Genomic DNA, 26,289 nt, shown 5'->3' with positions numbered 1-26,289 from the left:
TTACTCCTCGCCGGTCTGGGCCTGCCCTTCCACCAGCTCGCGGACAGCTTCGATGAAAGTGTCACCACGGTGAGCGTAGGAAGAGAACTGATCCATGGAAGCAGCTGCCGGAGCCATCAGCACAGTATCGCCGGATGCGGCCAGCTGGGCTGCTGACGCAACTGCACGGGACATGACGGTTTTCCCGGCGTCGGGAGAACCGGCCTCAGTGCCGTCTGTTGCAGCAGTCTGCACCTGTTCAGTTTCACCCGGGGCCGTCCCGATCACGGGGACATCGGGCGCGTGTCGCCGGAGGGCGTCGGCCAGTGCGGAGGAATCAGCTCCGATGAGCACCACGGCCTTGAGCCGGGGGGCGTGTTCCCGCACCAGGTCGTCGTAGGTCACGCCTTTGGAGAGGCCGCCGGCGATCCAGATGACGTTGCTGAAGGCGGCCAGGGAGGCCGATGCCGCGTGCGGGTTGGTGGCTTTGGAGTCATTAATCCACAGGACGCCGTTGTGGCGTGCCACCGGCTGGATGCGGTGGTCCCCCGGCACGTAGTCCTGGATTCCCTGCCGGACCGCCTTGGGCTCGATGCCGTAGGCGCGCACCAGTCCTGCTGCCGCCAGGGCGTTGGCCACCATGTGCCGCGGCGCCAGTGCACCAAGGTCCGTCATTGAGGCGAGTTCCGCTGCGCTGTCCCGGCGCTCTTCGATGAACGCCCGGTCCACCAGGAGCCCTTCCACAACTCCGAGCATGCTGACGGCAGGGGTGACGGTGGTGAAACCAACGGCGCGGCATCCTTCCACCACGTCGGCGTTTTCCACCATGCGCTCTGTTTCGATCTGCTCCGCGTTGTAGAGGCAGGCCTTCTGGGTGCGTTCGTAGACCTTGGCCTTGTCCGCCAGGTACGAATCGTAGGATCCGTGCCAGTCAACGTGGTCCTCGGCAACGTTCAGGCAGACGCTGGCTACCGGCGAGATCGACTCGGACCAGTGCAGCTGGAAACTCGAAAGCTCCACAGCCAGGACGTCGTATTCCACCGGATCCCGGAGCGCATCCAGGATGGGCGTGCCAACGTTGCCCACGGCAATGGCTTTCAGCCCGCCCGCGCGCAGCATTGATTCGGTGAGCCCTACCGTGGTGGTCTTTCCGTTGGTTCCCGTAATGGCAAGCCAGTCCGCGGTCTTGCGGCCTTCCCGCACGCGCACGCGCCAAGCCAGTTCAACGTCTCCCCATACCGGGATGTGGGCGCGTGCGGCTGCGGCCAGCAGGGCCTGGTCCGGACGCCAGCCAGGGGACGTGACAATCAGCTCCGGCAGCCCGCCGTCGATCCTGGGGATACGGGTGACTGCATCCTCTCCGAGGAGGACATCCGCAGCGCCAACAATTTTCAGGGTGTCGGCATGGGCTTTCGCCTTGTCGCTGGTGGCCGCATCCACCACCACCACACGGGCGCCGAGTTCAATCAGCGTGTCCGCTGCGGCGAACCCGGAGACCCCAATGCCGGTAACGACCACCCGGAGTCCGGACCAGTCGGAGTCCCAGCTCACGAGGGTTTGGAGGCGTGGGGAAACGGTCACAGCAGCACGACCCATTCAGCGTAGAAGATTCCCAGGCCCACGGCGACGAAGAGTCCGCCGAGGATCCAGAACCGGACCACCACGGTCACCTCGGCCCACCCCTGCAGTTCGAAGTGGTGCTGCAAAGGCGCCATTTTGAAAACGCGTTTGCCTCCGGTGGCCTTGAAGTAGCCCACCTGGATGATGACGGACAGCGTGATCAGGACGAACAGCCCGCCGATGATGCCCAGCAGCAGCTCGGTCCTGGACAGGATGGCGAATCCCGCGATGGCGCCGCCGATGGCCAGCGAGCCGGTGTCGCCCATGAAGATCTTGGCCGGCGAGGTGTTCCACCAGAGGAAGCCCACCAGGGCCGCGCTCATGATCGCTGCCAGCAGGGCGAGGTCCAGGGGGTCCCGGACCGAGTAGCAGCCGCTGCCCGCTTCCCGGGGCGAGCCGCAGGCCTGGTTGCTCTGCCAGATGCCCATGAGCGTGTAGGCGCCGAACACCATGACCGAGGCCCCTGCAGCCAGCCCGTCGAGGCCGTCGGTGAGGTTCACGCCGTTGGTTGCAGCGGTAACGATCAGGTTGGACCAGACAACGAAGAGGATTGCCCCCAGCACAGTCCCGCCGAAGGCAAGGTCCAGCCACGGCAGGTCGCGCACCAGGGAAATCTTGGTGGAGGCCGGCGTGAGGCCGTCCTCGTCGGGGAAGTTCAGGGCCAGGACGGCGAAGATGATGCCGACGGCGGCCTGCAGGATCAGCTTGGCCTTGGCGTCGAGCCCCAGGCTGCGCTGCCGCGAAATCTTGATGAAGTCGTCCAGGAAACCCACAAGCCCCATGCCCACCATCAGGAAGAGCAGGATGAGGGCGGACGCGGAGGGGCCCGGGGAGGCCGGGTTCACCATCAGCATGATGAGGTGGGTCAGGCCGTAGCTCAGCAGGACGGCAGCCACCACCACGGTCCCGCCCATGGTGGGCGTTCCGCGTTTGGTGTGGTGGGACGTGGGCCCGTCGTCGCGGATGAACTGCCCGTAGCCCCGGCGCACGAGGAGCCGGATGAAGAGCGGCGTGCCCACCAGCGCGAACAACAGGGCCAGTCCGGCGCCGATCAAAAGTGCAATCACAGCAGAGTGCTCCTTCCATCGGCGGGTTGCGGGGTTTGTCCGGGTAATGCTATCCGATCGCCCAAGTGGCGAAGTCCAACACTGTTGGACGATTTGAAGAGCACCAGGTCGCCGGGTTCGAGTTCGGCGTTGAGCAGTTCGTAGGCTTCCTCGGCGGTCTCGGCGAAGACGCATTCGTCCCCCCAGGAGCCCTCCTGGACTGCGGATACGTAGAGCGCGCGGGCTTCCCTGCCCACCACCACCAGCCGGGAAATATTGAGCCGCACCACCTGGGTGCCCACGGCTGTGTGCTCGCGGATGGAATCCTCGCCGAGCTCCAGCATGGCGCCCAGGACTGCCCAGGTGCGCCTGCCCTGCCCCAGGTCGGCGAGGGTGCGCAGCGCGGCCCGCATGGATTCGGGGTTGGCGTTGTAGGCGTCGTTGATGATGGTCACGCCGTCAGCCCGTTCGGTGCGCTCCATGCGCCACCGGCTGGCAGCCGCCTGGCTGCTGAGGGCCGCGGCAATGTCTGCGCCGGCGATTCCCGCAGCCCGGGCGGCCGCTGCCGCCGCCAGCAGGTTGCCGGTGTGGTGGGCGCCGATCAGCCGGCTTTTGACATGGTGCGGCGTGTCCTCGCCGGGGAGGAGGAGGTCGAATTCCGGGTTGCCGTCAGTGTTGGTGTCAGCATTGAGTGCCTGCACTGCGGCGTCGGTCCGCCCTTCGGCGGAGAATCCGACGACGGACGCTGAGGTGCGTGCGCGCATGGCCGACACCCGGTCGTCGTCGAGGTTGATGACGGCGGTTCCGGAGGCTGCAAGGGCTTCCACCAGTTCGCCCTTGGCCAGGGCGATGTTGTCCACTCCCCCGAATTCACCGGCGTGTGCGGTTCCAACCCCAAGTACCACGCCGATGTCCGGCTTGACCATGTCTGCGAGGTAGCTGATGTGGCCAACGCCTGTGGCGCCCATCTCGATGACCAGGTACCGGGTGTCCGTTCCGGCGGTGAACACCGTGAGGGGCACTCCGATCTCGCCGTTGTAGGAACCCCTCGGCGCCACGGTGTTGCCGTGCAGCGAGAGGATGCCCGCGAGCAGGTCCTTGGTGGTGGTCTTCCCAGCCGAGCCGGTGATGCCGATGACCGTCAGTTCCCCGTTTGCCGCAGCCCGTGCGGCGCGGATCCTGCGGACGGCCTCCGCAGCGAGTGCGCCCATGGCGAGCACGGCATCAGGGACAACGATGGAAGGGTAGGCAGCACCGTCGGGGCCGGCTACGGGGCGTTCCACGAGCGCGAGGGTGGCGCCGGCGGCGAAAGCGGCCGCTATGAAGTCGTGGCCGTCAGCGTACTCCCCCGGTTTCGCTACGTAGAGCGACCCGGGTGCGGCCTCGCGGGAATCCGTGACCACCGAAAGAGGCGTGATTCCAGGATCGGCGTCCAGGCGCCCCTTGGTGATATCGGCGATTTCCGCCGCAGTAAATGCAATCATCTCGGTCTAGGACTCTATCCGGTCGTCTTGGAGAACGTTGAATCCCCTGGCTGTCAAGGCGCTGCGCAGCTCCACCCTGTCGTCGAGCGCAAGGTTGACGCCCTTCACTTCCTGCCACACCTCGTGGCCGCGGCCTGCCACCAGGATGGTGTCGTGCGGCCGCGCGAGTTCCACGGCGCGCTGGATGGCCGCGTCGCGGGGGAAGACCTCAAGCACGGTACAGGGCAGCTTTTCCCGCTCCTGGGCCTCCCGTGCCCCTGCAAGGACATCGGCGCGGATGGCGGCCGCGTCCTCGTCGTGGGGGTCGTCGTCGGTGATGATCACGGTATCCGCCAGCCGGGCAGCGATGGCGCCCATGGCCGGCCGTTTGCCCTGGTCACGCTGGCCCGTCGCACCGAACACAACGATCAGGCGGGAGTCCGGTTCCGGTGACCGGACAGCTTCCAGGGCCCGGGCCAGCGCGTCGGTGTTGTGGGCGAAATCCACGACGGCGGCGGGCTGCTCGCAGACCAGCTGCATCCGTCCCGGCACGGCCACCGTAAAGGGGTCGCCTGCGTCGAGTGCGGCCTGCAGCGTTGCGGCGTCCACGCCGCCGGCGAGCACCATCACCACGGCCAGGGCTGCGTTCGCTACGTTGAAGCTGCCGGGAAGACCCGTGTGGACCGCAAGGACGGTGCCGCCGGGCCCGCTGAGCGTGAACTCGGTGCCCAGCCCGCGGGGCACGGTTTCCGTCACGGTCCAGTCCGCGGGGTTCGCCCTTGAGGTGCTGAGGGTGGTGACCGGCACCCCGGCGCTGCCGGCAAGGCGGCGGCCCCATTCGTCGTCGACCGTCACCACGGCCTTCCGCGCACGGGCAGGCGTGAAAAGCTCTGCCTTGGTGGCGAAGTAGTCGTCCATGGTGTGGTGCAGGTCCAGGTGGTCCTGGGTGAGGTTGGTGAAGCCGGCTACGTCGAACAGCACTCCGTCCACCCGCTGGTAGGAGATGGCGTGGGAGGAGACCTCCATGGCGGCGGCGTCGAGTTCTTTTTCACGCATGAGCGCCAGGAGCCCGTGGACCTCCGGGGATTCCGGCGTGGTGAGCAGGCTGGGAATGGGGTCCCCGCCTGCCAGGATCTCTATGGTCCCGATCAGCCCGGTCCTTTTGCCAAGGGAGCGCAGCAGCGAGGTGATGAAATACGTGGTGGTGGTCTTGCCGTTGGTGCCCGTCACACCGAACAACTGCGGGGCGGTGTCCTGTCCGCTGCGGTAGATCATCGCGGACAGCGGGCCCACTACGTTCCGCGGCGCATCAACCACCAGCACAGGTACCGACGTGTCGGAGGACAGGGCCAGGAGGCGCGCACCGGCGTCGTCCGTCAGGACAGCCGCGGCTCCCGCTGCAATGGCCTGGGCGGCGAAGTCTGCGCCGTGCCGGACGGCACCGGGCAGGGCCACGTACAGGTCACCAGGTTCCAGTGTGCGGGAGTTCAGGGAGATGCCGGTCACCGCCACATCCGCCGAGGCTCCCGGAATGACGACGCCGACCGCGTCACCAATGCTTTCCAGCTGGACCGCCTCCACAGCCGAGGGGCGGAAGCGTGCCTGGCCGCCCGTTCCGTGCGGGGCAGCTCCCTGGGGAGCCGCTTCCTGCGGGGCTGGGCGTTGACCGGACGCGTTGAACTCTGACAAGGGATCTCCGATGGTGCTAGTGGACCGTGCCCGGCGTGGATCAGCCGGGGCAGCCGGGGGCTGCTGCGGCTGCTGCCGGGGTATTACTTGGCGAACTGGGGCAGCCTGGCCGGTTCACCCGTGGACGGCTGGACGTTGTAGGTCCGCAGTGCCTGGCTCATGACCGACCGGAAGACCGGCCCGTTGGTAATCCCGTAAATGCTGCCCTTGGGCCGCTGGAGTACCACCTCAACAATAAACCGCGGATCATCCATGGGGGCCATGCCCACGATCGAGGCCGTGTAGCCGCAGAAGCCGGACTTGCCGTCGTCGCACGGGGACTCGGACGTGCCTGTTTTTGCCCCCACCCGGTACCCGTCGATGCCTGCGTCCTTGATCTGGCCCTCGGTAACCGCACTCTCCAGGATGTCCTGCACCTGCTGGGCGGTGCTTTCCGACACGATCTGGCGTGGTTCCGCGGGCGCAACCTTTTCCTCGGTACCATCCGCGGCAACATAAGAGTCGATAAGGCGCGGCTGCAGCATCACGCCGTTGTTGGCGATGGACTGGAACGCCCGCACGGTCTGCAGGGTGGACTGGGAGACCCCCTGGCCGAAGAGGACCGTGAATTCCTGCCGGCCGTCCCACTGCTGCCAGGGTGTAAGTATCCCGGACGCCGTGGCAGGCAGGCCAATGTCCGGAGCTTCGCCGATGCCGAACTTCTTCAGCCAGTCGTAGCGCTGTTCCTTGCTCAGCCGCTGCCCGGCCATGACGGTTCCGGTGTTCATCGAGTAGCCCAGGATGCCGGCGAGCGTCCGGTCCTCCGTGCCGTGGGCAAAGGAGTCGCTGAAGGTTTGGCCGTTCACCGTATAGGTCGGGTCCAGGGTGAATTCATCGAGCGGGCCCGCCTTGCCTTCTTCGATCAGCGCGGCCACGGTCATCATCTTCTGCACCGAGCCGGGTTCGTAGGCGGCGGTGACGGAGCGGACACCGCGGTCCTTCGCGGCCACCCTGCCGGGGTCGTTCGGGTCCGGCGCATTGGTGTCCGCCATGGCCACCAGGTCACCGGTCTTGGCATCCATCACAATGATGGAGCCCCACTCGGCATTCAGTTTTTCCGTCTGGCTTTGGATGGCCTGCTGCGCGAAGTACTGAAGGTCCGAGTTGATCGTGAGCTTGACGTCCTTGCCGTCCTCCGGCGGAGTCAGTTCATCCACGCCGACGGGGATGCGCAGGCCGTCCGCACCGATCTCGAAGAGCCTCTTGCCGTCAGCACCCTTCAGGAGGCCGTCCTGGGTCTGCTCGATCCCCGCCTGGCCGGTGGTGCCGTCCTGGAGGAAACCAATGATGCCGCCGGCAACGGATCCATTCGGGTAGACACGCTTGCTGACGCCCTCGGTCACAATGCCGGGAATCTGGAGCTGCGAGATGCGGTCCTCAACGTCCGGCTTCACGTCCTTGGCCACAATGTAATAGGGCTGCTGCCCGGTGACTGCCTCGCGGATCGCATCCTTTTCCATGCCGAGGGCAGCCGCAAGTTCCGTCAGCCCCTGCTCCCGGCTGACGTCCACCAGCTTCTCTTTGGCGTCGTCCAGGCGCTTGAATGTCTCCGTTTTGGTATTGACCCGCTGGTCCACCACCACGTTGTAGCGGATCACGCTGTTGGCGAGCACGGTACCCCTGGAGTCCAGGATGCTTCCGCGTTCTGCCGGGAGGACGGTTTGCTTCATCCGGCTGTTCAGCGCGGCCTCGGCCATTCCCCCCACGTCGAGCCCCTGGACCAGGAAGAGTTTGCCGCCCACCACCAGCAGGAGCGTCAGCATGATGCCCAGGCCCAGGCGCAGGCGCTTGGTGGCGTTGGGAACCCTGCTGTTGTTTGCCTTGCCGGTCCTCTGCGCCACCGTTAAATCCCTTGCTGTTCGACCCTGCTGCCTGTCAGACCTGCCGTATTACTGTCCGGGCACCTTTTGTTCCGGCGCGGGGACGGATCCCCCGTGGAGTTCAACGGCGGCCGCGGCCGGTGCTGCTGCAGCAGCCGCGGCAGCCGCAGCGGCAGCAGCCGCGGCAGCGGGATCACCGGCTGCCGGGGCCGCAGCACCCGGTGTTGCTGCTCCGGACGCAGCAGCAGCATCCGCTGCTTCAGCTCCCTGGGCTGCGGGAGCAGCCGCTTCTGCCGGCTTGCGGCCTTCCAGCGGTTCCCCCTTGCTTGCCGGCGGCACGACGATCAGCTGCCCGGCAACGGCGGGCGCGGGGATCACCGCCCCTGCAGCACCGCCCTTGACTGCGGGCGTTGCCTTCCCGGTGACTGACAGGGTGGACAGATCGATCTGGCCTTTGACAGTGGAGGCAACCATTCCCAGTTCCGTGGCCTTCGCAGCCAGGTTCTGGGGTGCCTCGAAATTCTGTACCTGCTGGGTGAGGTCCTGGTTCTGCTTGGTCAAGGTACTCTGCTTGGCCCGAAGCTCCACCAGCTGGTATTGGGCGGTTGACACCGAGATGTTCAACACCAGCACGGCAATCAGTGCCAGGGCAAGCATGGCGAAGCACAGCACCACGAAGGGTGCCCGGCGCTTCCGGGGCACGGTGCGCACCACAGACAGCGGAGTGCGGGCCCTCCGTCCGTCACCGGAAGTGCGGGCGGGAAGATTCCTGCCGGCCGCCGAGCTGCCTGAAACGGCGGGAAAGTTCTTGACGGCAGCGGTGCTCATGCAGCTCTCCTGGCTCTGATTCGTTCCGCCGCGCGCAGTCTTGCAGAGGCAGCACGCGGGTTTTCGGCGATTTCGACGGCGGTGGGCACCTCGGTGCCCTTGGTGAGGGTTTTCAGTTCGGCCTTGTGTTCTTCCAGCTCCACCGGGAATCCGAGCGGAGCCGAGGATTTGGAACGTGCCTGCAGGACGCTCTTGACGATTTTGTCCTCCAGGGAGTGGTAGGACATGACGACAATCCGCCCGCCCATCGCCAGGGAGTCGACCGCAGCAGGAACAGCACGCTCCAGGACGTCGAGTTCTTCGTTGACCTCGATCCGGAGAGCCTGGAACGTCCGCTTGGCAGGGTGGCCGCCGGATTTCGCTGCGGATGCCGGCACCACCGAGCGGATCTGTTCCACAAGTTCTCCGGTTGTTGCGAAGGGCTTGGTGGCCCGCGCTGCAACGATCCTGTTCGCGATTCGGCCCGCGAACTTTTCCTCGCCCCACTTGCGGATGATCCTGACGAGTTCCTCTTCGGAGTAGTTGTTCACAACATCCGCCGCCGTCTGGCCGCGGCTGGTGTCCATCCGCATGTCCAGCGGGGCGTCGAAGGAGTAGGCGAAGCCGCGTTCGCGTTCATCGAGCTGGAGCGAGGAGACGCCGAGGTCCATCAGGATCCCGTGGACCTCGGAAACGCCGAGGTCAGCCAGGACGTCCCGGATCTCGTCATAGACGGCGTGCACCAGGTCCGTGCGTGCGGCGAACGGGGCCAGCCGCTCGCCGGCGAGGGCCAGGGCTTCTTCATCACGGTCGATGCCGATGAGGTGTACGTCGGGAAAACGCTGAAGCATGGCCTCGGAGTGGCCGCCCATGCCCAGGGTCGCGTCAACGGCCACCGGGGTTTCTCCGCGCAGCCTGGCAGCCTCGAATCCAGGTGCCAACAAATTGATGCACCGGTCCCGAAGGACCGGCACATGGCGTTCGGACGTGGGCTTCGGGTGTTCGTTCATGCCTCGTCCTTTCTCGCCGTAGGGTGTTGCCTTTGGTGCTTCTGGGATCAGATCCCCATCCGCGCCTATCGTCCGCCAGCCTGGCTCCGGGGAAGTGAGCCAGGATGGCCAGCCGATGGGCGGCTGGAGATCTCATCCAAGAAACTGCCTGCTGCCCCCGGTCAGAGAATGCCCGGAATGGGGTCATCAGTTTCAGAGAAGGCCGTCTCCTTCTCCGCGAGGTATTCAGTCCAGGCCTGGGCGTCCCAAATCTCGGCGCGGGAACCGGCGCCGATCACGGCAAGCTCCCTGCCGAGGCCTGCGTACTCCCGGAGCGCCGGTGGAATGGTTACGCGCCCCTGCTTGTCAGGTACCTCGTCCGAGGCTCCAGAGAGAAAGACGCGGATGTAGTCCCGCGCCTGTTTCGAGGAGATTGGCGCCTCCCGCATTTGCTCGTGGACCCGCGCAAATTCCTTCTCGCTGAAGACGTAGATGCAACGTTCCTGGCCCCTTGTGAGCACCAGCCCGCTGGCAAGTTCCTCGCGGAACTTGGCGGGGAGGATAATCCGTCCCTTTTCATCCAGACGCGGCGAGTGAGTGCCAAGAAACACTGGCCCACCGCCTGTCCGATGTCAGGAACTGCACATCCCCTATGTTGCAACTACCCTCTTATGCCCTCCACATTACTCCACTTTCCCCCACAGTCAACGCAAACAGGGCTTCCTGGCCTCCACTTTCTGGGAAAAGCAGGCTGAATTGGCGCGGATTTCGCCCCGGTGGCGGAAAGTGGAGGGAAATGTGTCACCGGGCGGTTCCCGGCCAGGAAGGAGGGCACGGACAAGGGACCCTATCCAGTGGCCTTCCGGCCGGGTCCGGGCGAAGGAGGAACATATCGGCCACTGCCGGCTTAAACGCCAAGAGACCCGCCCAAAGGCGGGTCTCTTCGCGTTTATCCCCCTAGGGGGAGGGAAGTGGAGTTGCCGTCGCGGGCAGCACCTGGAGGTTTAGGGTTCTCCCCTGCGCCTTTCGTCCCAGCGCTCCTCGAGGCTGCTCATGAAGGAGTTCTTCGGCCTGCCGGGCTTTCGGCCGGCGGCCTTGGATCCCGGCTTCGCTCCCGCACTGCTGCGCATGGTGGCGAAGTAGACGCCGCCGCCCATGACTATGAAGCCCAGTACTCCGACGAAGATATTTTGGAGAGTGACGCCCACGAGCAACAGGAAGACGCCAGCCAAGGCGCAGAGGACGCCAATCACCACATGCCTCGTGGACCATGAACGCCCTGGGTCTGACCCCATGGAATTTGCGAACTTCGGGTCGTCCTCGTGAAGCTGCTTCTCCAGCTGCTCAAGCAGCTTCTGTTCGTGCTCCGACAGCGGCATCACGACCTCCTTTTGTAGGCCAACGTCCGGGCTGATCCCAGCCACTACTTCTGCACCGTTAACGGCTGTTGTGCCTAAGAGGTTCCCGCCCTGCCCACAATGGCAAAAGTCGGTAACCAGGCACGCCGTCGCAGGAGCGGGAGCATGTCCAAGAGGGTCCGGCAGTAAGTCCAGTCACTCAAAAACTATGTACATCTAAGGATAGTTTGTTGAGGGCTGTTCTGAAAGACGGCAATGACTTATCCGGGACCTCCCGGCTGCCGCAACCGGCGTGTTATCCAGGGCCGGCTCCTGGCTCCATCAGGCGGGCCGGAAGGACGGATTTGCTGCCGAACTTGCGCGCCACTTCGTCGAGGACCTGTTCGGCCGCACGCCAGTTCTCGTCCCGCCGGTCGATGCTCAGCTGCAGCGAGGTGCGGGCCGCTTCCTCCAGTTGTTCGGCCCTGACGCCCACGAGCCGCACCGTCATGGTCCTGTCCCCCACCGATTCCAGCAACTGGAGCGCCACGGCATAGATCAGCTGGGCACTGTCCACCGGCGTCTGGACCGTCCGGCTGCGGGTGATGGTGGAGAAATCGGCGAAGCGCAACTTCAGGGCAATGGTCCGGGCCACCATCCCGGAACTCCGCAGGCGTGAGGCCGTCCGGTGGGAGAGCCGCAGGAGTTCACGGTGGAGCAGTGCGTCGTCACCCGTGTCGACGGCAAAGGTCTCTTCCGCACCGATGCTCTTCTCAAGCCGGATTGGAGTCACCGCACGGTGGTCAATGCCCCACGACAGCTGGTGGACATGCTCCCCCGTAGCACCCAGCATCCTCTTGAGGGTGGACACCGGCGTTGCCGCCACGTCCGCAACCGTCCTGATGCCCATCCTTGCCAGGACATCCGCGGTCTTGGCACCCACGCCCCACAGCGCACCAACCGGCAGGCTGTGGAGGTAAGGCACCGTTTCGTCCGGACCGATCAGGAGCAGTCCATCCGGCTTGCAGCGGGTTGACGCGATCTTGGCCACGAACTTGGATTCCGCGATCCCTACGGACGCAGTAATGCCCAGTTCCGAAGCTACTCTGCGCCGGATCATTTCCCCGATGCCCCGCGGCGCCCCCAGGCGGCGTATGGCGCCCGTGACGTCGAGGAACGCTTCGTCGACGCTGAGTGGTTCCACGAGTTCGGTGACGGACCCAAAAATGGCCATCAGCTGGGCGGACACCTCGTAGTACAGCTTGTGGCGCGGTTCGATGATGACCGCCTGCGGGCACATCCTGGACGCCACGGCCATCGGCATGGCAGATTTCACGCCGAATGCACGGGCTTCGTAGGAGGCAGAGAGGACCACGGAGCGGTCCGCGGGGAAGCCAACAATGACAGGCCTGCCGCGGAGCTCAGGGCGCGTCCGCAGCTCGACAGAGACGTAGAAGGCATCCATGTCCACGTGCATGATGCACTTGCGCCGCTGTCCCGGAAGCACCGCTCCGGGTGGCTGGTTCATACCTTCGGGCCCCACGGCTGCAATCCTAGCTCTTTTGTACTGACTAAACTGGAGGCTGAATCCGGCATCAACACCAGGAGGAAAGTCCCTGTGACGGTCTTTGGAAACCTCAAGCCAGCGGGCGCTGCAGTCCTAGCTGCCGGCGCAGCCATGGCACTTGCAGCCTGCAGTCCAACCCCGTCAGCAAGCCCGGACCCTTCCGCCTCCGCATCGGCGCCGGCAACTGCCGCCTCCACCGTCACGGCTTCCCCCAGCCCTTCCGCTTCGCCCAATACCTCCGCCACGGTAGGGGCACTGGTGGACGGCTTCCCCCAGCAGCTCCTTCCCCTCATGCCGGGGGCCACAGTGGTATCGAGCAGTTTCGACAAAGCGTCGGCCCCCGCCACTGCCGCCCTGGTGGGCACGGTGGCGGCCCCCACCGCCGCAGTCCTCGATTTCTACGTCAAGGCGCTGGAAGGCCAGGGCTTCAAGGCCGTGCCCGGCGAAGCCGTGGGGGCCGTGGCTTCCAGGGACTTTCTCCGGGGGGACAGCGAGACCGTCAATATCTCGGTCGTTGAAGCAGCCGGAGTTTCCACCTTTACCATCGGCGCCAACGTGCCAGCTGAGTCAGCCAAGTGACGGCGGCCGAGCAGCTCAGGCATGAACAGGCCGACTTCGTGGCGGCGGTGGCCGGCGAACTGACGGGGTTCCTGGCCTCGCGCCAATCAGTCATGTCCGCCATTTCGCCGGACATTGATCCGATCATGGGGTCAATCTCCAACCTTGTCACTGGCGGCAAGCGCCTGCGCGCGCTGATGTGCTACTGGGGCTGGCGGGGTGCCGGTGGAGAACCTGCGGCCCAGCAGGTAGTGACGGCAGGCGCAGCCCTTGAGTTGTTCCAGGCCGCCGCGCTGATCCACGATGACATCATCGACCGGTCTGACACCAGGCGGGGCGGACCGAGTGTCCACCGGCGGTTCAGCGACCTGCACGGATCACAGGGCTGGGCGCTGGACAGCGAACGCTTCGGCCAGGCAGCTGCCATTCTGGCGGGAGACCTGTGCCTCTCCTTCAGCGAGGAAGCCTTCACGGACATCGGCGAGCGGGCCGCAGCGGGCAGCAGGGCAAGGCTGATCTTCAACCTCATGCGGGCCGAAGTGATGGCGGGCCAGTACCTGGACATCCTGGAAGAGGTTGCCGGGCCCGCCAGGGACCGCGCAGGCGCTGTCTCGCGGGCCCAGTCCATCATCCGCTTCAAGTCAGCCAAGTACTCCACAGAACATCCGCTGGCGCTGGGAGGCGCACTCGCTGGGGCCTCGGATGACCTGCTCCGCGGATACTCGGCGTTTGCGCTGCCTCTGGGGGAAGCGTTCCAGCTCCGGGATGACGTGCTCGGTGTCTTCGGCGATCCGCTGACAACCGGCAAGCCGGCCGGCGACGACCTGCGGGAAGGGAAACGCACTGTGCTGGTCGCCCTGGCCATGGACCAGGCAACGGCTGAAGAGGCGGCCTTCATCGACTCCAGGCTCGGAAGCCCGGACCTCTCGGAGGAAGACGTCGACGAGCTCCGGCGGATTATCGAGGAGTCCGGGGCGCTGGCGGCCACCGAGGTCCTCATCAGTGAATTCGGTGCCGCGGCCTTCGAGGCCCTGGAGGCACTTCCGCTGGTCGAATTGCCCAAGACTGCCCTTCGGCGGCTGGCTGAAGCGACTGTCAGCCGGGCCTCCTAGCGGTCCAGTGCGGGCCAGGCGAAGTGCCGGGCCGGGAACTACCAGGCGAGGGTCTGTGCCCTGCGCCGTATTTCTGTTTTCCGGCCCTCACGAAGAGCGTCGATGGGCCGTCCTCGCAGTGACTCATCCGGGGTAAAGAGCCAGACGATCAGGTCCTCGTCCGAATACCCTGCGTCAGCCAGGACAACGATGGTTCCCTTGAGGCTGTCCACCACCTGACCGTCCTGGATAAACCCTGCAGGCACCGACCTGATTTTCCGCTCACCAACCCGCAGCGCCGCCAGCGCACGTTCATCAAGCAGGCTGTGCACCTTGGTGATGGAAACATCCAATAAACGGGCGACGTCGGGCAGGGGCAACCAGTCGCCCACAAGGTTTTCTACATTACTCACGGATCAAGGTTGCCACGGCGTGCGCCCTGGCGCCTAGTTGATGCACTCCGGGGAACCCATTGACGTGCGGACACTCCCAAAATTCTTCCTTGCAACTGTTCCCGGAATTCTTGTGCTAATCCCCAATCCGTGAGAGATTCTCATTGACCACATTTGTAACAGTATTAACAGCAGTAACAGTAGTATCGGAATCAGCGGCATCCCCGCCCGCGCCCGCAGTTGAGAAGAGGATTCTTTCCATGACGATGTCCCGCTCGCACAAGCAGCCCCCCAAGCCGAGCCTGCCTATGCTCGCCGCAACGACGGCAGCGCTGCCAGCGGTCGTATTGTCATCCTTGGCGCTGGCCCAGCCAGCAGCTGCAGAGCAGCCGGTCCGGGCCATTCCGGGGACGCTTGCAGCGGCCATGAAAGCCCAGGCCGCGACGGCCACAGCGGCAGTCATCCCCGCGGCGTCGGTGTCGACGGCGATCCCCTCAGCCTTCAGGCCCGCACAGCCGCAGGCCCCGGCGGAGTACACGATTGCCCGCGGCGACACCATCAGCGCCGTAGCAGGCAAATTCGGGCTTAGCACGGCCGAGGTCCTGAAGCTGAACAACCTGCAGGCGAACACGATCATCTACCCCGGGCAGAAGATCAAGCTTTCCGGTTCGGCCGCCGCACCGGCAGCGCCGTCCGCCGCGCCCGCTCCTGCCGCACCTGCCTCCGCCCCCGCGGGCGGAGCCACGTACACGGTGAAACCGGGTGACACGCTGGGTGCCATCGCGGCCCGCCACAACGTGGGCCTGGCGGATGTGTTCTCGTGGAACAACCTCAACATGCGCTCGGTTATCTACCCCGGGCAGAAGATCAAGGTGGGGGCCGGTGACGCGGCTCCCGCGCCCGCCGCGGCTCCTGCCTCAAGCGGGCTGGCCTCAACATCGGCTCCCGCCGCGCCTGCGGCCCCGGCCTCCGGCTCCTACACCGTCAAAGCCGGAGACACGCTCTCCGCGATCGCGTCCCGGCACGGCGTCAAGCTTTCCGAGCTGCTGTCCGCCAACCGCCTGGGCATGACCAGTGTCATTTACCCGGGAAACAAGCTGGCCATCCCCGGCGCCAACGGCCAGACGGCCGCTCCGCAGCCGGCCGCCTCGGTAACGCCTCTGGTCCCAAGCTCATTCCTGGGCTTCAGCTACCCTGCTGCAGTGGTCAGCTCGGCCAACGAGAACAAGGCGTTGCTGAACGCCTCCCCTGTGCCCTCCCGAGCTGAAATGCGGAACATCGTGGCAGATACCGCGCGCAGGATGGGAGTGGAACCCTCCCTGGCCCTCGCCTTCGCGCACCAGGAATCAGGGTTCGACCAGCGGGCAGTTTCCCCGGCCAACGCCATCGGAACCATGCAGGTCATCCCCACTTCCGGCCAGTGGGCTTCGGATCTGGTGGGACGCAAGCTGAACCTGCTGGACCCTTACGACAATGCCACGGCCGGGGTGGCAATCATCCGCCAGCTCCTGGCCACCAGCAAGGACAGGGACACGGCCATCGCCGGCTACTACCAGGGCCAGTACTCCGTGAGCAAGTACGGCATGTACGACGACACCAAGGCCTATGTGGCGGCCATCAAGGCACACCAGAAAAACTTCGGCTGAGCTGCTGCTGCGGCCCGCACACTGTGGGGCAGTGAATTTTGAACGGGTCCGGACCGGTAAAGGTTCGGGCCCGTTCCGTTGCGGGGATTAGGATCGTAGGGTGCAGGAACACGTGTCAGACCCTCTTGTAGGAACGCTGGTGGACAACCGGTACGCCGTACGGTCCAAGCTCGCGCGCGGCGGCATGTCCACGGTTTACCTTGCCACGGACCAACGGCTGGAACGGGACGTGGCGCTGAAGGTGCTGCACCCCCACCTCTCCTCTGACGACAACTTCCTGGGCCGGCTCGGCCGGGAGGCAAAGGCGGCTGCAAGGTTGTCCCATCCCCACGTGGTGGGGGTCCTCGACCAGGGGAACGACGGCCGCACGGCCTACCTGGTCATGGAATACATCAAAGGCCACACCCTCCGTGACCTGATTAACGAGAAAGGCGCATTGCCGCCCCGCCTGGCACTGGCACTGATCGACCCGGTTGTTGAAGGGCTCGGTGCCGCGCATGCCGCCGGCTTCATCCACCGTGACGTCAAGCCTGAAAACGTGCTGATCTCGGACGACGGACGGATCAAGATCGGGGATTTCGGCCTGGCCCGCGCTGTCACCACCTCTACCAGCACCGGTGCCCTGATCGGCACGGTCGCCTACCTCTCCCCTGAACTTGTCCTGGGCAGGCCGGCTGACGCGCGCAGCGACATCTACTCCCTGGGCATCATGCTGTACGAAATGCTTACCGGACAGCAGCCGTTCGACGGCGAGGTCCCCATCCAGGTGGCGTACCAGCACGTCAACGGGACGGTCGGACCGCCGTCGGCCCTGGTCCCGGGCCTGGCCGCGGAAGTGGATGAACTCGTGCAGTGGTGCACCGCCAACGACCCCGAGAACCGGCCGGTGGACGGGAACGCCCTGCTCCAGGAACTGCGGCACATCCGGACCAACCTCACAGATGCTGAACTGGACCTTCGTCCGCCGGCGGCTGCTGCGGTGGGCACCGTAACCGCGCCCCAGCAGGTTGCCCCGCTGCGGATTCCTTCCCCGCCCGCGGGTCCTCCGCCATCCCGTGAACCTGACAACACCGTGCTCGTCCAGCATCCCACCGAGGTCATCGGCCGCACCAGCAATCCCACAACGGTGATGCCGTACGGACAGCCGGCCGGACCCGCCTACCAGCCGACGCCGGGCCAGTCCCGTTCTGCCTTGCAGCCTTCAGGTCCGGCACCTGGTGCTGCCAGGCGGACACTGTCACCACCTGACGACGACCAGGGGTGGGCTCCCCCTCCTCCGATGCTGGGCAAACGTGCCCAGCGCAAAGCGGACAGGGAGGATGAGAAGGCACGGGCCCGTGCCGCAGCCACCCCCGCACGGACCCTTCGGGAAGGGAATCCCCGGCGCCGCGGCGTCCTGTGGGTGATAGTGCTGGTGGTGGCCGCCCTCCTGGCGACAGGCGCGGGCTGGTTTTTCGGTATGGGCCCCGGCGCAGCCGCGTCCATTCCTTCCGTCGCCAACAAGACCGTGGCGCAGGCGCAGCACCTGCTCAGCGAGGCCGGGTTCCGGTCCACCACCAGGGACGTCTTCGACGACGAGGTGCCGTCCGGCCTGGTGGTGGGCAGCGAGCCGGCCGAGGGCACGGAAATCCGCAAGTTCCAGCCAGTGTCCCTCTTTGTTTCCAAGGGCCCCCAGCTTTTTCCGCTGCCAGTGCTGGCCGGCGGCACCCTGGACGAAGCCAAGAACGGCCTCAATGCGGCCGAGATGGTACTGGGTCCCGTGACGGAGCAGTTCGATGAGCAGGCGCCCGCGGGTACAGTCCTGTCCCAGGACCCCGCTGCGGGTACGGAGGTCCGGCGCGGCACGCCCGTCGGCCTGGTGGTTTCCAAGGGGCCCGAGCCCATCCCGGTGCCGCTGGTGGTGGGCCAGGACGAGGACGATGCCGTTGATGCCATCACGGCAGCCGGACTCCAGGCGGATGTGGCCGGCGAGGAAGTCTTTAGCCGGGATATTCCCAAGGGCGCTGTGGTCAGCCAGGCGCCGGCGGAAGGAACGCTCACCCGCGGCGGCAGCGTAACCCTGACGATCTCCAAGGGACCCCGGATGGTGGAAGTCCCCAGTTACATCGGCAAGCAGGCCAGAGAGGCCGAACAGGCATTGCGCCAACTCGGCTTCGAGGTGAAAGTGAATAACATCCTCGGCGGTTTCTTCGGAACCGTCAGGGATCAGGATCCGGTGAACAAAGAGGTTCCGGAAGGATCGGTCATCACCCTGACGGTGGTGTAGCCGGACCTGCCGGCCACACCACTGTCAGGTCATGAGTGTGCGGCGCCTAGTGCTTTGCCAGGGCTCCGGCCACCAGGAAGGCCATTTCGAGGGACTGCATGTGGTTCAGGCGCGGGTCGCAGACTGATTCGTAACGGTCCAGGAAGGCGTCCTGGTCCACGGGATCGGCCCCGCCGAGGCACTCTGCGACGTCGTCGCCCGTCATTTCCACGTGCAGGCCGCCGGGGACGGTCCCCAGGGCGTGGTGCACCTCGAAGAAGCCGCGCACTTCGTCAATGACGTCGTCGAAATTGCGGGTCTTGTAGCCGTTGGGGGACGTTACGGTGTTCCCGTGCATGGGGTCGGTGACCCACAGCACCTGCGCGCCTGACGCGGTGACTTTTTCGACGACGGCGGGCAGCTTCTCGCGGATGTTGCCGGCCCCCATGCGGGTGATGAACGTCAGCCGGCCCGGCTCCCGGTCCGGGTCCAGCTTGTCGATCAGGCGAAGGGCGTCGTCGCCGGTGGTGGACGGGCCCAGCTTCACGCCGATGGGGTTCCGCACCCGTGAAAGGAAGTCGACGTGGGCGTGGTCCAGTTCGCGGGTCCGCTCGCCGATCCAGAGGAAGTGGGCAGACGTGTCGTACGGGAACCCGGTACGTGAATCGATCCGGGTCAGGGCCCGCTCGTAGTCCAGCAGCAGTGCTTCGTGGCTGGCAAAGAATTCGACCCGCTTCAGTGCTTCGAAGTCGGCGCCGCAGGAGGCCATGAACTTGATGGCGCGGTCGATGTCGCGGGCCAGGGACTCATAGCGTGCGTGTGCCGGGTTCTCGGTGAAGCCCTTGTTCCACTGGTGCACCGAACGGAGGTCGGCAAAACCGCCCTGCGTGAAGGCGCGGATCAGGTTCAGCGTGGAAGCGGACGTGTGGTAGGCGCGGAGCATCCGGGAAGCGTCGTGGCCCCGGGACTCCGGAGTGAACTCGTAGCCGTTCACGATGTCGCCCCGGTATGCGGGCAGGGTAACGCCGCCGCGGGTTTCGTCATTGGAAGAACGGGGCTTGGCGAACTGACCGGCCATGCGGCCCATTTTGATGACGGGCATGGCGGCACCGTAGGTGAGCACCACGGCCATCTGGAGGATGGTCTTGACCCGGGCGCTGATCTTGTCTGCCGTGGCGGCCTCGAAGGTTTCGGCGCAGTCACCGCCCTGCAGCAGGAAGGCCTTGCCCTGGGCAGCAGCGGCCAGCCGCTCGCGGAGGACATCCACCTCACCCGCAAAAACCAGCGGGGGAAGGACGGAGAGTTCCTTCACCGAGGCGTTGAACACGTCCCTGTCCTGCCAGCTGGGCTGCTGGGAAATGGGAAGGTCCCGCCAGTTATCAAGTCCGGGATAGTCGGCTGCTCCGCTCTGGGCGGTGCTGGACAGCGAAAAGGCGGGTTTTGCAGATAGCTCAGTCACCATCTAAGACTAGCGGTCGCGCAGGTCCCCGGGACACCGCACTGTCACGCTTCGGGCCCGCCGCGTCACAACCCGCTCAGCCCGCGGCAGCACCGCCGTCGTCCGCTGTTCGTGTGTCACCCGAAGAACCGCCGTTGCCGGCACCGGAAGTGGGCTCGCCCGTACTGCCGGATGCAGGTGCGGGCGGTGCCAGGAGTTCGGCTGCGGCCGCCGGTTCGACGGCCTTGCCGGCCAGCCGCAGCTTGACTACGGCGGCGTACTCGTCCACGTATTCCTGCCCGGAGAGACGCATCAGTTCGAACATGATCTGGTCGGTGACTTTACGCTGGATGTCGCGGTCCTCGGCCTGGTCCCGGTAGTGGCTGAAGTCCAGCGGCTCCCCAAAGATCATGCCGATCCTGCGGATGTTCGGCAGCCGCTTTCCAATGGGCTGGACCTTGTCCGTGCCGATCATCGCGACAGGTATCACCGGGACCCCGGCCTGCAGCGCAAGCCTGGCCACGCCAACCTTGCCCCTGTAGAGCCTGGAATCCGGGCTCCGCGTGCCCTCGGGATAGATGCCCAGCAGTCCGCCATGCGTGAGGACCTCCATGCCGGCGGTCAATGAGGCTGCCGAGGCAGCTCCCCCGGACCGGTCCATGGGCAGCTGGTTGGTCAGCCGGAAGAACAGGGCAGTCAGCCTGCCCTTGATTCCGGTGCCGGTGAAGTACTCCGACTTGGCCAGGAAAACCACCGGCCGGCGGACCATCAGCGGCATGAAGATCGAATCGGAAAAGGAGAGGTGGTTGGACGCAATAATCGCCGGGCCTTCAGCCGGAATATTGTCCAGTCCCTTGACCCAGGGGCGGAAAAGGAGCTTCAACACAGGACCAAGGAAGATCCGCTTCATGACCCAATAGAACACGTGAGAAACCTCTCCGGAAGGCGGCCTGCAGGCCCCGCGTCGGGCCTGGCCAGCAGTTCAATGCAACCCTACTCTAGTGAGATTTGTCCGGAACAGTGACACGATGGAGCCATGAGCGAAAGCAGCATCCCGTCCCCTCCTGCCGCTTTCAGCTATCCCGGACACGGGCCCAATGCGCGGATCGGCATCGCCATCTGCCACGGCTTCACGGGAAGCCCCCTCAGTGTCCTGCCGTGGGCCGAGCACCTCGCCTCACAGGGTTACGCCGTCACCGTCCCCCTGTTGCCCGGTCATGGGACTGACTGGCGCCACCTGGCAAGGACGCGGTGGACCGACTGGTACCGCAGCTTCGAGGCCGCCTACCTGGAGCTCGCGCGGAACACAGAAACGTGCTTTGTGGCCGGGCTCTCCATGGGCGGGGCCATTGCGCTGCTGACGGCCTCCCGGCACACCGTTGCCGGGGTGTCCGTGGTCAACCCGGGGCTGAGCTTCTACGACCGGCGGGTCCGGGTGATCGGAGTGCTGAAGTACTTCCAGCGGACAACACTCCCCATAGAGGAGGAACAGGCGACGGCGGCAGTCACCAACGACGGGGACTACTCGCGCACTCCCCTGGCGGCGGTGCACGAGCTGAAGAAGCTCTTTCGTGCCGCGGCCCGCGGCCTGTCAAAGGTCACGGCGCCTGTCCAGGTCTTCAAGTCCCGCACCGATGCCGTGGTACCGCCGACGTCCCTGGCGCTGCTCCGGAAAGGCCTCGGCAGCCGCCTCGCCGAAGTTGTGGATCTCCACAGCAGCGGACATGTGGCTACGCTGGACGTGGACGCACCGGAGATCTTTGCAAAATCCAGTGCTTTCGTCCACGCCCTCGCCCGCCAGAACACCGCATTGGAGACTCCATGACCTCCAGCCTGGACCACAGCCCCTTCAGCAGCGGCTGCACCGGCGGGGGGCCCCGCATCGGCGTGGTCCTCTCCCACGGGTTTACCGGCAGCCCGCACGGGCTGCGTGCCTGGGCCCAGGCACTGGCCGGCGCCGGCTTCGCGGTGCGCATGCCCCTGCTGCCCGGACATGGCACCAGCTGGCAGGAACTCGCCCGCACGCGGTGGCAGCAGTGGCACGGCGCCCTGGACGACGCATACCTGGAGCTGGACGCCAGCTGCGATTACGTCTTTTCAGCAGGATTGAGCATGGGTGGAGCGCTGGCCCTGCGGATCGCTGCCACCCGGCCCGTGGCCGGGGTGGTCCTTGTCAACCCGGGGCTGGTCATTGACGATCCGCGCGCGCCCCTCGCCGGCATCCTGAAGCTGGTCATGAAAAGTACGCCTGCCATCGGGAACGACATCCTTAAAGAAGGCATGGACGAGGGCGCCTATTCGCGGACCCCGGTAGCTGCCGCGCATGAGCTCAACAAGCTGTTCAAGGACACCATCAGGATCCTGCCCAGGGTCACCGCCCCCGTCCGGGTCTACCGGTCCACCATTGACCACGTGGTATCCGACTCCAGCATCCATGCCCTCCGCCGGGGATTGACCCACGCACCCCTGGATCTGGTCCGTCTTGAAAACAGCTACCACGTGGCCACCCTGGACAACGACGCCGACCAGATTTTCCAGGGCTCCGTGGAGTTCATCCGGGCGGTGGTTTCCGGCGTAAATCCGGAACGGCCAACGGCAAGCGCAGCATCGACCCTGGAGGCCACGCCCCATGAACAAGCCTGACCCCGGACCCCAGGACCAGGGAGCGAACCCGGACGACGCCGTCTGGCTGGACCTGGTGGCCCGCCTTGAATCCGGAGCCCCTGATGCAGGCACGGGCGGCATCAGCGGCACGGGAATTTCCGGCGATCCGGCGACGGACGCGGCGCCGCGCCCGGACGCTTCAGCCCAGGGGGGAAGGCCGCCCGTGTTCCGGGATTTTGACCCGCTGGGCCTTGCGGGCGCAGTCCCCGCGGAATTGTCCGCGGCGGAGCGGCAGGCCTCGGCTGAAACGCCGGGCCCCGGCGTCGAGGCAGGCTTCCCTTCCGGCCCCCGCGACTACGACGTGGACCCGAATGACGGTGAATTCGTCCCGGAGGAACCGCCCAGCCTGGCCGGAACAGATCCGTTGACCATGCTTGCGTGGCTCGCCGCGGTGGGTGGGCCAGTCGCCCTCCTGCTGTCCGTGATGTTCTGGCGCTCCGCCCCGCTCCTGGCCATCGTGGCTATTGTGGCTGCGTTCGTCCTCGGAACGGTCTACCTGATCATGAAGCTTCCGCAGGAAAAGGACGAGAACGACGACGGCGCACGCGTCTAGCGTGGCCTGCTCCCCCGGGCTGCGCTGTTCCCGTGCTCAACACCGGAGGAGTGCGCGTTCCGTCAGCGGCGCGCCCGGCTGCTGACGCGGGACAGGTCGGCGGCTCCGATGAGTCCGGCGCTCGGCCCGAGGGCAGCCAGTTGAATGCCGGCGGCCGGCCGGAAACCACGCCCCGTCAGGTTGCGGGCGAAGGCCTTCCGTGCGGGCTCCACCAGCAGGTCGCCTGCTGAGCACAGGCCACCGCCGATGACAAAAAGTCCCGGATCCAGCGCCGCAGCCAGATTGGCCAGCCCCAGCCCGAGCCATTCCCCCACTTCCTCAAGCAGCTCCCGGCACGCCGGGTCACCGGCAAGTGCCAGCTCCGTGACGATCGCGCCCGTGATTGCATCCGTCCGCCCGCCGACGGCCGCGAGCAGGTCCTGCGCCACCGGAGAGTTTGCCCGCGCCAGGATCCGGGCTTCGCGCCCCAACGCGTTCCCGGACGCATACTGTTCCCAGCAGCCGCGGTTTCCGCATTCACACCGGTGACCGCCCGGCATGATGATCTGGTGGCCGAACTCGCCTGCCACGCCGAACCGCCCGCGCTCCACCCTGCCGTCCATCACCATGGCACCGCCAATACCGGTGCCAAGGGTGATGCAGACCAGCCGGTCTTCCCCCTGCCCCGCCCCAAAGCGCCATTCCGCCCATGCGGCGGCATCGGCGTCGTTGGTCAGGAGCACGGGCCTGCGGAGGAGCTGCTGCAGGTTGGCCCGGAGCGGCTCATTGCGCCAGGCCAGGTGGGGGCTGAAAAGCACCGTGCCGCCGTCGAGGTCCATCCACCCGGCGGCGCCGATGCCCACTGACCAGATCCGGTGCCCCTTGCCCAGTTCCTCGACCAGCTCCACGATGACCTGCTCCACGGCCCGGGGGTCGCTGCCGGGCGTGGCACGGCGGGCTTCGCGGAGGATGCGGCCGTCGGCATCCACGACGCCGGCCGCCACCTTGGTGCCGCCGATGTCGATTCCAATGGCGAGGCCCTTGCGGCCGAGGCGCAAATGCTCACGGAAGCCCCCGCCGTCGTGCCGTGTCCCTGCCCCGCGCGAGGTGGGCCGCGCCCTCCAGGGGGCAGGTCTGCTCAGGGGCCCGGGCTGCTTGCCGGGGGGCGGTGCATACATAGTTCCCCATTCTAGGTGGGCACATTCCACGTCCGTGCGCGGACAGGCGGAGCTGCCGCGGACATGTCCGCCAGGCAGCATTGACGGCAAAGTTACCGGCCAGTAACTTTAGTTACTGCATGGTCCCGCATGGGCGTACTAGTCTTTAGGCATACCCCTGCGCGGGACCTCGGATATCAAAGGAGCTATAGTGCGCGAATTCAGTGTTCCGCCTCTTGTTGTTGTCCCACCGGAGACCAACATCACCGACCTTGTGCTGCGGCAGGCAGCGAAGGCCAGCAACCCGGCACTCTTTTCGCGGCTCGATGCCTCCGGAACCTGGCAGGACATTTCCGCCACCGATTTCCTGGCAGACGTCCGGACGCTTGCCAAAGGACTGATGGCCAGCGGCGTGGGAGCGGGCGACCGCGTGGGCATCATGTCCCGCACCCGGTACGAGTGGTCACTGGTGGACTTTGCCATCTGGTTCGCGGGAGCGGTCTCGGTCCCCATCTACGAAACGTCCTCACCTTCCCAGGTTGCGTGGAACCTCGGCGACTCCGGCGCCGTGGCCGCCTTCGGCGAGGCAGCCCACCATGAGGACATCATCCGCCAGGCCGTGACGGCGGAAGCACTCACTTCGCTCCAGCATGTCTGGCAGCTGGAAGGCAACGGTCTCGATGCCCTCCGCGAAGCCGGCCGCGGCGTCAGCGACGACGACCTTGAGGCCCGCCGGAAGACCGCCGGACTGCGCGATACCGCCACCATCATCTACACCTCCGGGACCACAGGCAGGCCCAAAGGCTGCGAACTCACGCATGGCAACTTCGTTGAGCTGTCGGACAACGCGCTGGCCATTATTGGCGAAATCGTCCATGAAAACGCGAAGACCATCATGTTCCTCCCCCTGGCACACGTCTTCGCCCGCTTTATCTCCGTCCTTGCGATGGCTGCCGGCACCACGGTGGCCCATACCCCGGACATCAAGAACCTCCTGGCGGACCTCCAGAGCTACGAGCCCACGTTCATCCTCGCGGTGCCGCGCGTTTTCGAGAAGGTCTACAACTCAGCACTGACCAAGGCGGAGGACGGCGGGAAGGGAGCGATCTTCCACAAGGCGGCCGATACTGCCATCGCGTATTCCAAGGCACGGCAGGACGGCCGCATCGGCCTGGGCCTGAAGCTCCGCCATGCCCTGTTCGACAAGCTCGTCTATGGAAAGCTGCGGGCGGCCATGGGCGGGCACGTTGCCCACGCAGTCTCCGGCGGCGGTCCCCTGGGCGAACGCCTGGGCCACTTCTTCCAGGGCATCGGGCTGCAGGTCCTTGAGGGATACGGCCTGACCGAAACCACCGCCCCCATTTCCGTGAACACACCGTCAAGGATCAAGATCGGCTCCGTCGGGAAGCCCCTGCCCGGGAACTCGGTCAAGATCGCCGAGGACGGGGAGATCCTTGCCAAGGGTGTCTGCGTCATGCGGGGCTACTACCAGCGGCCGGACCTCACCAGCGAGACGTTCGACGACGGCTGGCTGCGCACCGGAGACATCGGCCGCCTGGATGAGGACGGCTTCGTCTGGATCACGGGGCGCAAAAAGGAAATCATTGTCACCGCCGGCGGGAAGAACGTCATCCCGGCCCTGCTGGAGGACCAGATCCGGGCTGATGCGCTCGTCTCGCAGGTGCTGGTGGTGGGTGACAACCGGCCGTTCATCGGTGCGCTGGTCACCCTGGACCAGGAAGCCCTCCCCGGCTGGCTGCAGCGCCACAACCTCCCCGCGGACACCTCCCTTGCGGACGCCGCGAACAACCCGGTGGTCAAGGCAGCCGTCCAGGACCTGATCACCGCAGCCAACACCTCCGTCTCTCAGGCGGAAGCGATCAAGTCGTTCCGCATCGTGCCCGCCGACTTCACCGAGGCCTCCGGCCACCTGACGCCTTCCATGAAGGTCAAGCGGGCCCAGGTGATGAAGGACTTCGAAACGGTCATCGAGGAGATGTACGCCGCACCGCGTTCCTGACTGTTCGCCGGGGTCCGGCGGCCCCGGTCCTCTGCGTGCTATTCCCCGCGCCCCGCTGAGGCCGCTGCGCGGCGAGCCGGGGCGCAGGGCCCCTTTTACGCACGCTGCCGGACCGGGGGCCGCCTGTATCCGTTGCCTGGTCCGGAAGCGCGGCCGTTTGGAAAGGGAAAGGTCCTCCCACTGGTGTTCA

At 65.9% G+C, this 26,289-nt stretch carries 22 protein-coding genes; 8 read left to right on the top strand and 14 right to left on the bottom strand.

Annotated features, from left to right (window positions below):
* The 10 genes from murD to dinB form a co-directional block, all read right to left on the bottom strand.
* Complete coding sequence (murD, locus tag AC4BCK_RS07970; RefSeq protein WP_251424688.1) at positions 1–1,575, bottom strand: UDP-N-acetylmuramoyl-L-alanine--D-glutamate ligase; 1,575 nt, start codon at positions 1,573–1,575, stop codon at positions 1–3.
* Entirely contained in the window at positions 1,557–2,666 is a 1,110-nt protein-coding gene (mraY, locus tag AC4BCK_RS07965) for a phospho-N-acetylmuramoyl-pentapeptide-transferase (protein WP_104188696.1), read from the bottom strand. The genes murD and mraY overlap by 19 nt, the downstream gene beginning before the upstream one ends.
* Positions 2,663–4,129, bottom strand: coding sequence for a UDP-N-acetylmuramoyl-tripeptide--D-alanyl-D-alanine ligase (locus AC4BCK_RS07960; protein WP_251424687.1), 1,467 nt, complete (start codon positions 4,127–4,129; stop codon positions 2,663–2,665). Before AC4BCK_RS07960 ends, mraY begins: the two co-directional genes overlap by 4 nt.
* A 6-nt stretch (positions 4,130–4,135) precedes the next feature.
* On the bottom strand, positions 4,136–5,797 hold the full coding sequence (locus AC4BCK_RS07955; RefSeq protein ID WP_490566813.1) for a UDP-N-acetylmuramoyl-L-alanyl-D-glutamate--2,6-diaminopimelate ligase: 1,662 nt from the start codon (positions 5,795–5,797) through the stop codon (positions 4,136–4,138).
* A gap of 83 nt (positions 5,798–5,880) precedes the next feature.
* The gene (locus AC4BCK_RS07950) at positions 5,881–7,677 is read right to left on the bottom strand and encodes a peptidoglycan D,D-transpeptidase FtsI family protein (RefSeq protein ID WP_174176983.1); all 1,797 of its coding nucleotides are present in this window, start codon (positions 7,675–7,677) and stop codon (positions 5,881–5,883) included.
* A 48-nt stretch (positions 7,678–7,725) separates the two neighbouring features.
* Complete coding sequence (gene ftsL, locus AC4BCK_RS07945) at positions 7,726–8,484, bottom strand: cell division protein FtsL (protein WP_490566812.1); 759 nt, start codon at positions 8,482–8,484, stop codon at positions 7,726–7,728.
* Complete coding sequence (gene rsmH / locus AC4BCK_RS07940; RefSeq protein ID WP_174176979.1) at positions 8,481–9,473, bottom strand: 16S rRNA (cytosine(1402)-N(4))-methyltransferase RsmH; 993 nt, start codon at positions 9,471–9,473, stop codon at positions 8,481–8,483. The genes ftsL and rsmH overlap by 4 nt, the downstream gene beginning before the upstream one ends.
* A gap of 161 nt (positions 9,474–9,634) precedes the next feature.
* Positions 9,635–10,063: a division/cell wall cluster transcriptional repressor MraZ gene (mraZ, locus tag AC4BCK_RS07935; protein WP_102977276.1), complete on the bottom strand. Its 429-nt coding sequence runs from the start codon at positions 10,061–10,063 to the stop codon at positions 9,635–9,637.
* A 393-nt stretch (positions 10,064–10,456) separates the two neighbouring features.
* The gene (locus AC4BCK_RS07930) at positions 10,457–10,831 is read right to left on the bottom strand and encodes an SCO2097 family morphological protein (protein WP_251424682.1); all 375 of its coding nucleotides are present in this window, start codon (positions 10,829–10,831) and stop codon (positions 10,457–10,459) included.
* A gap of 274 nt (positions 10,832–11,105) precedes the next feature.
* Complete coding sequence (dinB, locus tag AC4BCK_RS07925) at positions 11,106–12,317, bottom strand: DNA polymerase IV (protein WP_251424704.1); 1,212 nt, start codon at positions 12,315–12,317, stop codon at positions 11,106–11,108.
* 90 nt (positions 12,318–12,407) lie between these two features.
* Here dinB and AC4BCK_RS07920 point away from each other — a divergent pair, with 90 nt between their 5' ends.
* Complete coding sequence (locus AC4BCK_RS07920; protein WP_310113914.1) at positions 12,408–12,935, top strand: hypothetical protein; 528 nt, start codon at positions 12,408–12,410, stop codon at positions 12,933–12,935.
* Positions 12,932–14,026, top strand: coding sequence for a polyprenyl synthetase family protein (locus AC4BCK_RS07915; RefSeq protein WP_174176973.1), 1,095 nt, complete (start codon positions 12,932–12,934; stop codon positions 14,024–14,026). Before AC4BCK_RS07920 ends, AC4BCK_RS07915 begins: the two co-directional genes overlap by 4 nt.
* Before the next feature lie 38 nt (positions 14,027–14,064).
* Here the strand turns inward: AC4BCK_RS07915 and AC4BCK_RS07910 are convergent, their stop codons facing one another.
* Positions 14,065–14,418 carry an Rv2175c family DNA-binding protein gene (locus AC4BCK_RS07910; RefSeq protein ID WP_363935503.1) on the bottom strand — a complete coding sequence of 118 codons (354 nt, stop codon included), beginning with the start codon at positions 14,416–14,418 and terminating at the stop codon, positions 14,065–14,067.
* A gap of 239 nt (positions 14,419–14,657) precedes the next feature.
* On the opposite strand from AC4BCK_RS07910, the gene AC4BCK_RS07905 reads away from it, so the two are divergent.
* Together AC4BCK_RS07905 and AC4BCK_RS07900 are read left to right on the top strand one after the other, a co-directional pair.
* Positions 14,658–16,043 (top strand): LysM peptidoglycan-binding domain-containing protein, encoded by a 1,386-nt coding sequence (locus tag AC4BCK_RS07905; protein ID WP_364318288.1) that lies wholly within the window; start codon positions 14,658–14,660, stop codon positions 16,041–16,043.
* Between the two features lie 100 nt (positions 16,044–16,143).
* Positions 16,144–18,309 (top strand): Stk1 family PASTA domain-containing Ser/Thr kinase, encoded by a 2,166-nt coding sequence (locus AC4BCK_RS07900; RefSeq protein WP_490566811.1) that lies wholly within the window; start codon positions 16,144–16,146, stop codon positions 18,307–18,309.
* A 46-nt stretch (positions 18,310–18,355) separates the two neighbouring features.
* Here AC4BCK_RS07900 and AC4BCK_RS07895 read toward each other — a convergent pair whose 3' ends face one another.
* Together AC4BCK_RS07895 and AC4BCK_RS07890 are read right to left on the bottom strand one after the other, a co-directional pair.
* Complete coding sequence (locus AC4BCK_RS07895) at positions 18,356–19,750, bottom strand: class II 3-deoxy-7-phosphoheptulonate synthase (RefSeq protein ID WP_251424676.1); 1,395 nt, start codon at positions 19,748–19,750, stop codon at positions 18,356–18,358.
* Positions 19,751–19,823: 73 nt separating this feature from the next.
* Complete coding sequence (locus AC4BCK_RS07890) at positions 19,824–20,651, bottom strand: lysophospholipid acyltransferase family protein (RefSeq protein WP_363955092.1); 828 nt, start codon at positions 20,649–20,651, stop codon at positions 19,824–19,826.
* Positions 20,652–20,762: 111 nt separating this feature from the next.
* Here AC4BCK_RS07890 and AC4BCK_RS07885 point away from each other — a divergent pair, with 111 nt between their 5' ends.
* The 3 genes from AC4BCK_RS07885 to AC4BCK_RS07875 are packed head-to-tail and all read left to right on the top strand — an operon-like array spanning position 20,763 to position 22,943.
* Positions 20,763–21,551, top strand: coding sequence for an alpha/beta hydrolase (locus AC4BCK_RS07885; protein ID WP_174176961.1), 789 nt, complete (start codon positions 20,763–20,765; stop codon positions 21,549–21,551).
* Entirely contained in the window at positions 21,548–22,369 is an 822-nt protein-coding gene (locus tag AC4BCK_RS07880) for an alpha/beta hydrolase (RefSeq protein ID WP_174176958.1), read from the top strand. Before AC4BCK_RS07885 ends, AC4BCK_RS07880 begins: the two co-directional genes overlap by 4 nt.
* Complete coding sequence (locus AC4BCK_RS07875; protein WP_490566810.1) at positions 22,356–22,943, top strand: hypothetical protein; 588 nt, start codon at positions 22,356–22,358, stop codon at positions 22,941–22,943. The genes AC4BCK_RS07880 and AC4BCK_RS07875 overlap by 14 nt, the downstream gene beginning before the upstream one ends.
* Positions 22,944–23,005: 62 nt before the next feature.
* Here AC4BCK_RS07875 and AC4BCK_RS07870 read toward each other — a convergent pair whose 3' ends face one another.
* Complete coding sequence (locus tag AC4BCK_RS07870) at positions 23,006–24,100, bottom strand: ROK family glucokinase (RefSeq protein ID WP_251424670.1); 1,095 nt, start codon at positions 24,098–24,100, stop codon at positions 23,006–23,008.
* A 190-nt stretch (positions 24,101–24,290) separates the two neighbouring features.
* On the opposite strand from AC4BCK_RS07870, the gene AC4BCK_RS07865 reads away from it, so the two are divergent.
* Positions 24,291–26,099, top strand: coding sequence for an AMP-dependent synthetase/ligase (locus AC4BCK_RS07865; protein ID WP_364318296.1), 1,809 nt, complete (start codon positions 24,291–24,293; stop codon positions 26,097–26,099).
* Positions 26,100–26,289: the final 190 nt, after the last annotated feature.

The organism is Pseudarthrobacter sp. As-47 (assembly GCF_058215595.1).
This window is presented reverse-complemented; position numbering and strand designations above follow the sequence as displayed.

Excerpts from the sequence above, each read along its gene's own strand:
- AC4BCK_RS07875 (WP_490566810.1), top strand. The coding sequence starts at position 22,356 with ATGAACAAGCCTGACCCCGGACCCCAGGACCAGGGAGCGAACCCGGAC.
- ftsL (WP_490566812.1), bottom strand. The coding sequence starts at position 8,484 with ATGAGCACCGCTGCCGTCAAGAACTTTCCCGCCGTTTCAGGCAGCTCG.
- AC4BCK_RS07930 (WP_251424682.1), bottom strand. The coding sequence starts at position 10,831 with ATGCCGCTGTCGGAGCACGAACAGAAGCTGCTTGAGCAGCTGGAGAAG.
- murD (WP_251424688.1), bottom strand. The coding sequence starts at position 1,575 with ATGGGTCGTGCTGCTGTGACCGTTTCCCCACGCCTCCAAACCCTCGTG.
- AC4BCK_RS07895 (WP_251424676.1), bottom strand. The coding sequence starts at position 19,750 with ATGGTGACTGAGCTATCTGCAAAACCCGCCTTTTCGCTGTCCAGCACC.
- AC4BCK_RS07905 (WP_364318288.1), top strand. The coding sequence starts at position 14,658 with ATGACGATGTCCCGCTCGCACAAGCAGCCCCCCAAGCCGAGCCTGCCT.
- rsmH (WP_174176979.1), bottom strand. The coding sequence starts at position 9,473 with ATGAACGAACACCCGAAGCCCACGTCCGAACGCCATGTGCCGGTCCTT.
- dinB (WP_251424704.1), bottom strand. The coding sequence starts at position 12,317 with ATGAACCAGCCACCCGGAGCGGTGCTTCCGGGACAGCGGCGCAAGTGC.
- AC4BCK_RS07885 (WP_174176961.1), top strand. The coding sequence starts at position 20,763 with ATGAGCGAAAGCAGCATCCCGTCCCCTCCTGCCGCTTTCAGCTATCCC.
- AC4BCK_RS07870 (WP_251424670.1), bottom strand. The coding sequence starts at position 24,100 with ATGTATGCACCGCCCCCCGGCAAGCAGCCCGGGCCCCTGAGCAGACCT.
- AC4BCK_RS07880 (WP_174176958.1), top strand. The coding sequence starts at position 21,548 with ATGACCTCCAGCCTGGACCACAGCCCCTTCAGCAGCGGCTGCACCGGC.
- AC4BCK_RS07960 (WP_251424687.1), bottom strand. The coding sequence starts at position 4,129 with ATGATTGCATTTACTGCGGCGGAAATCGCCGATATCACCAAGGGGCGC.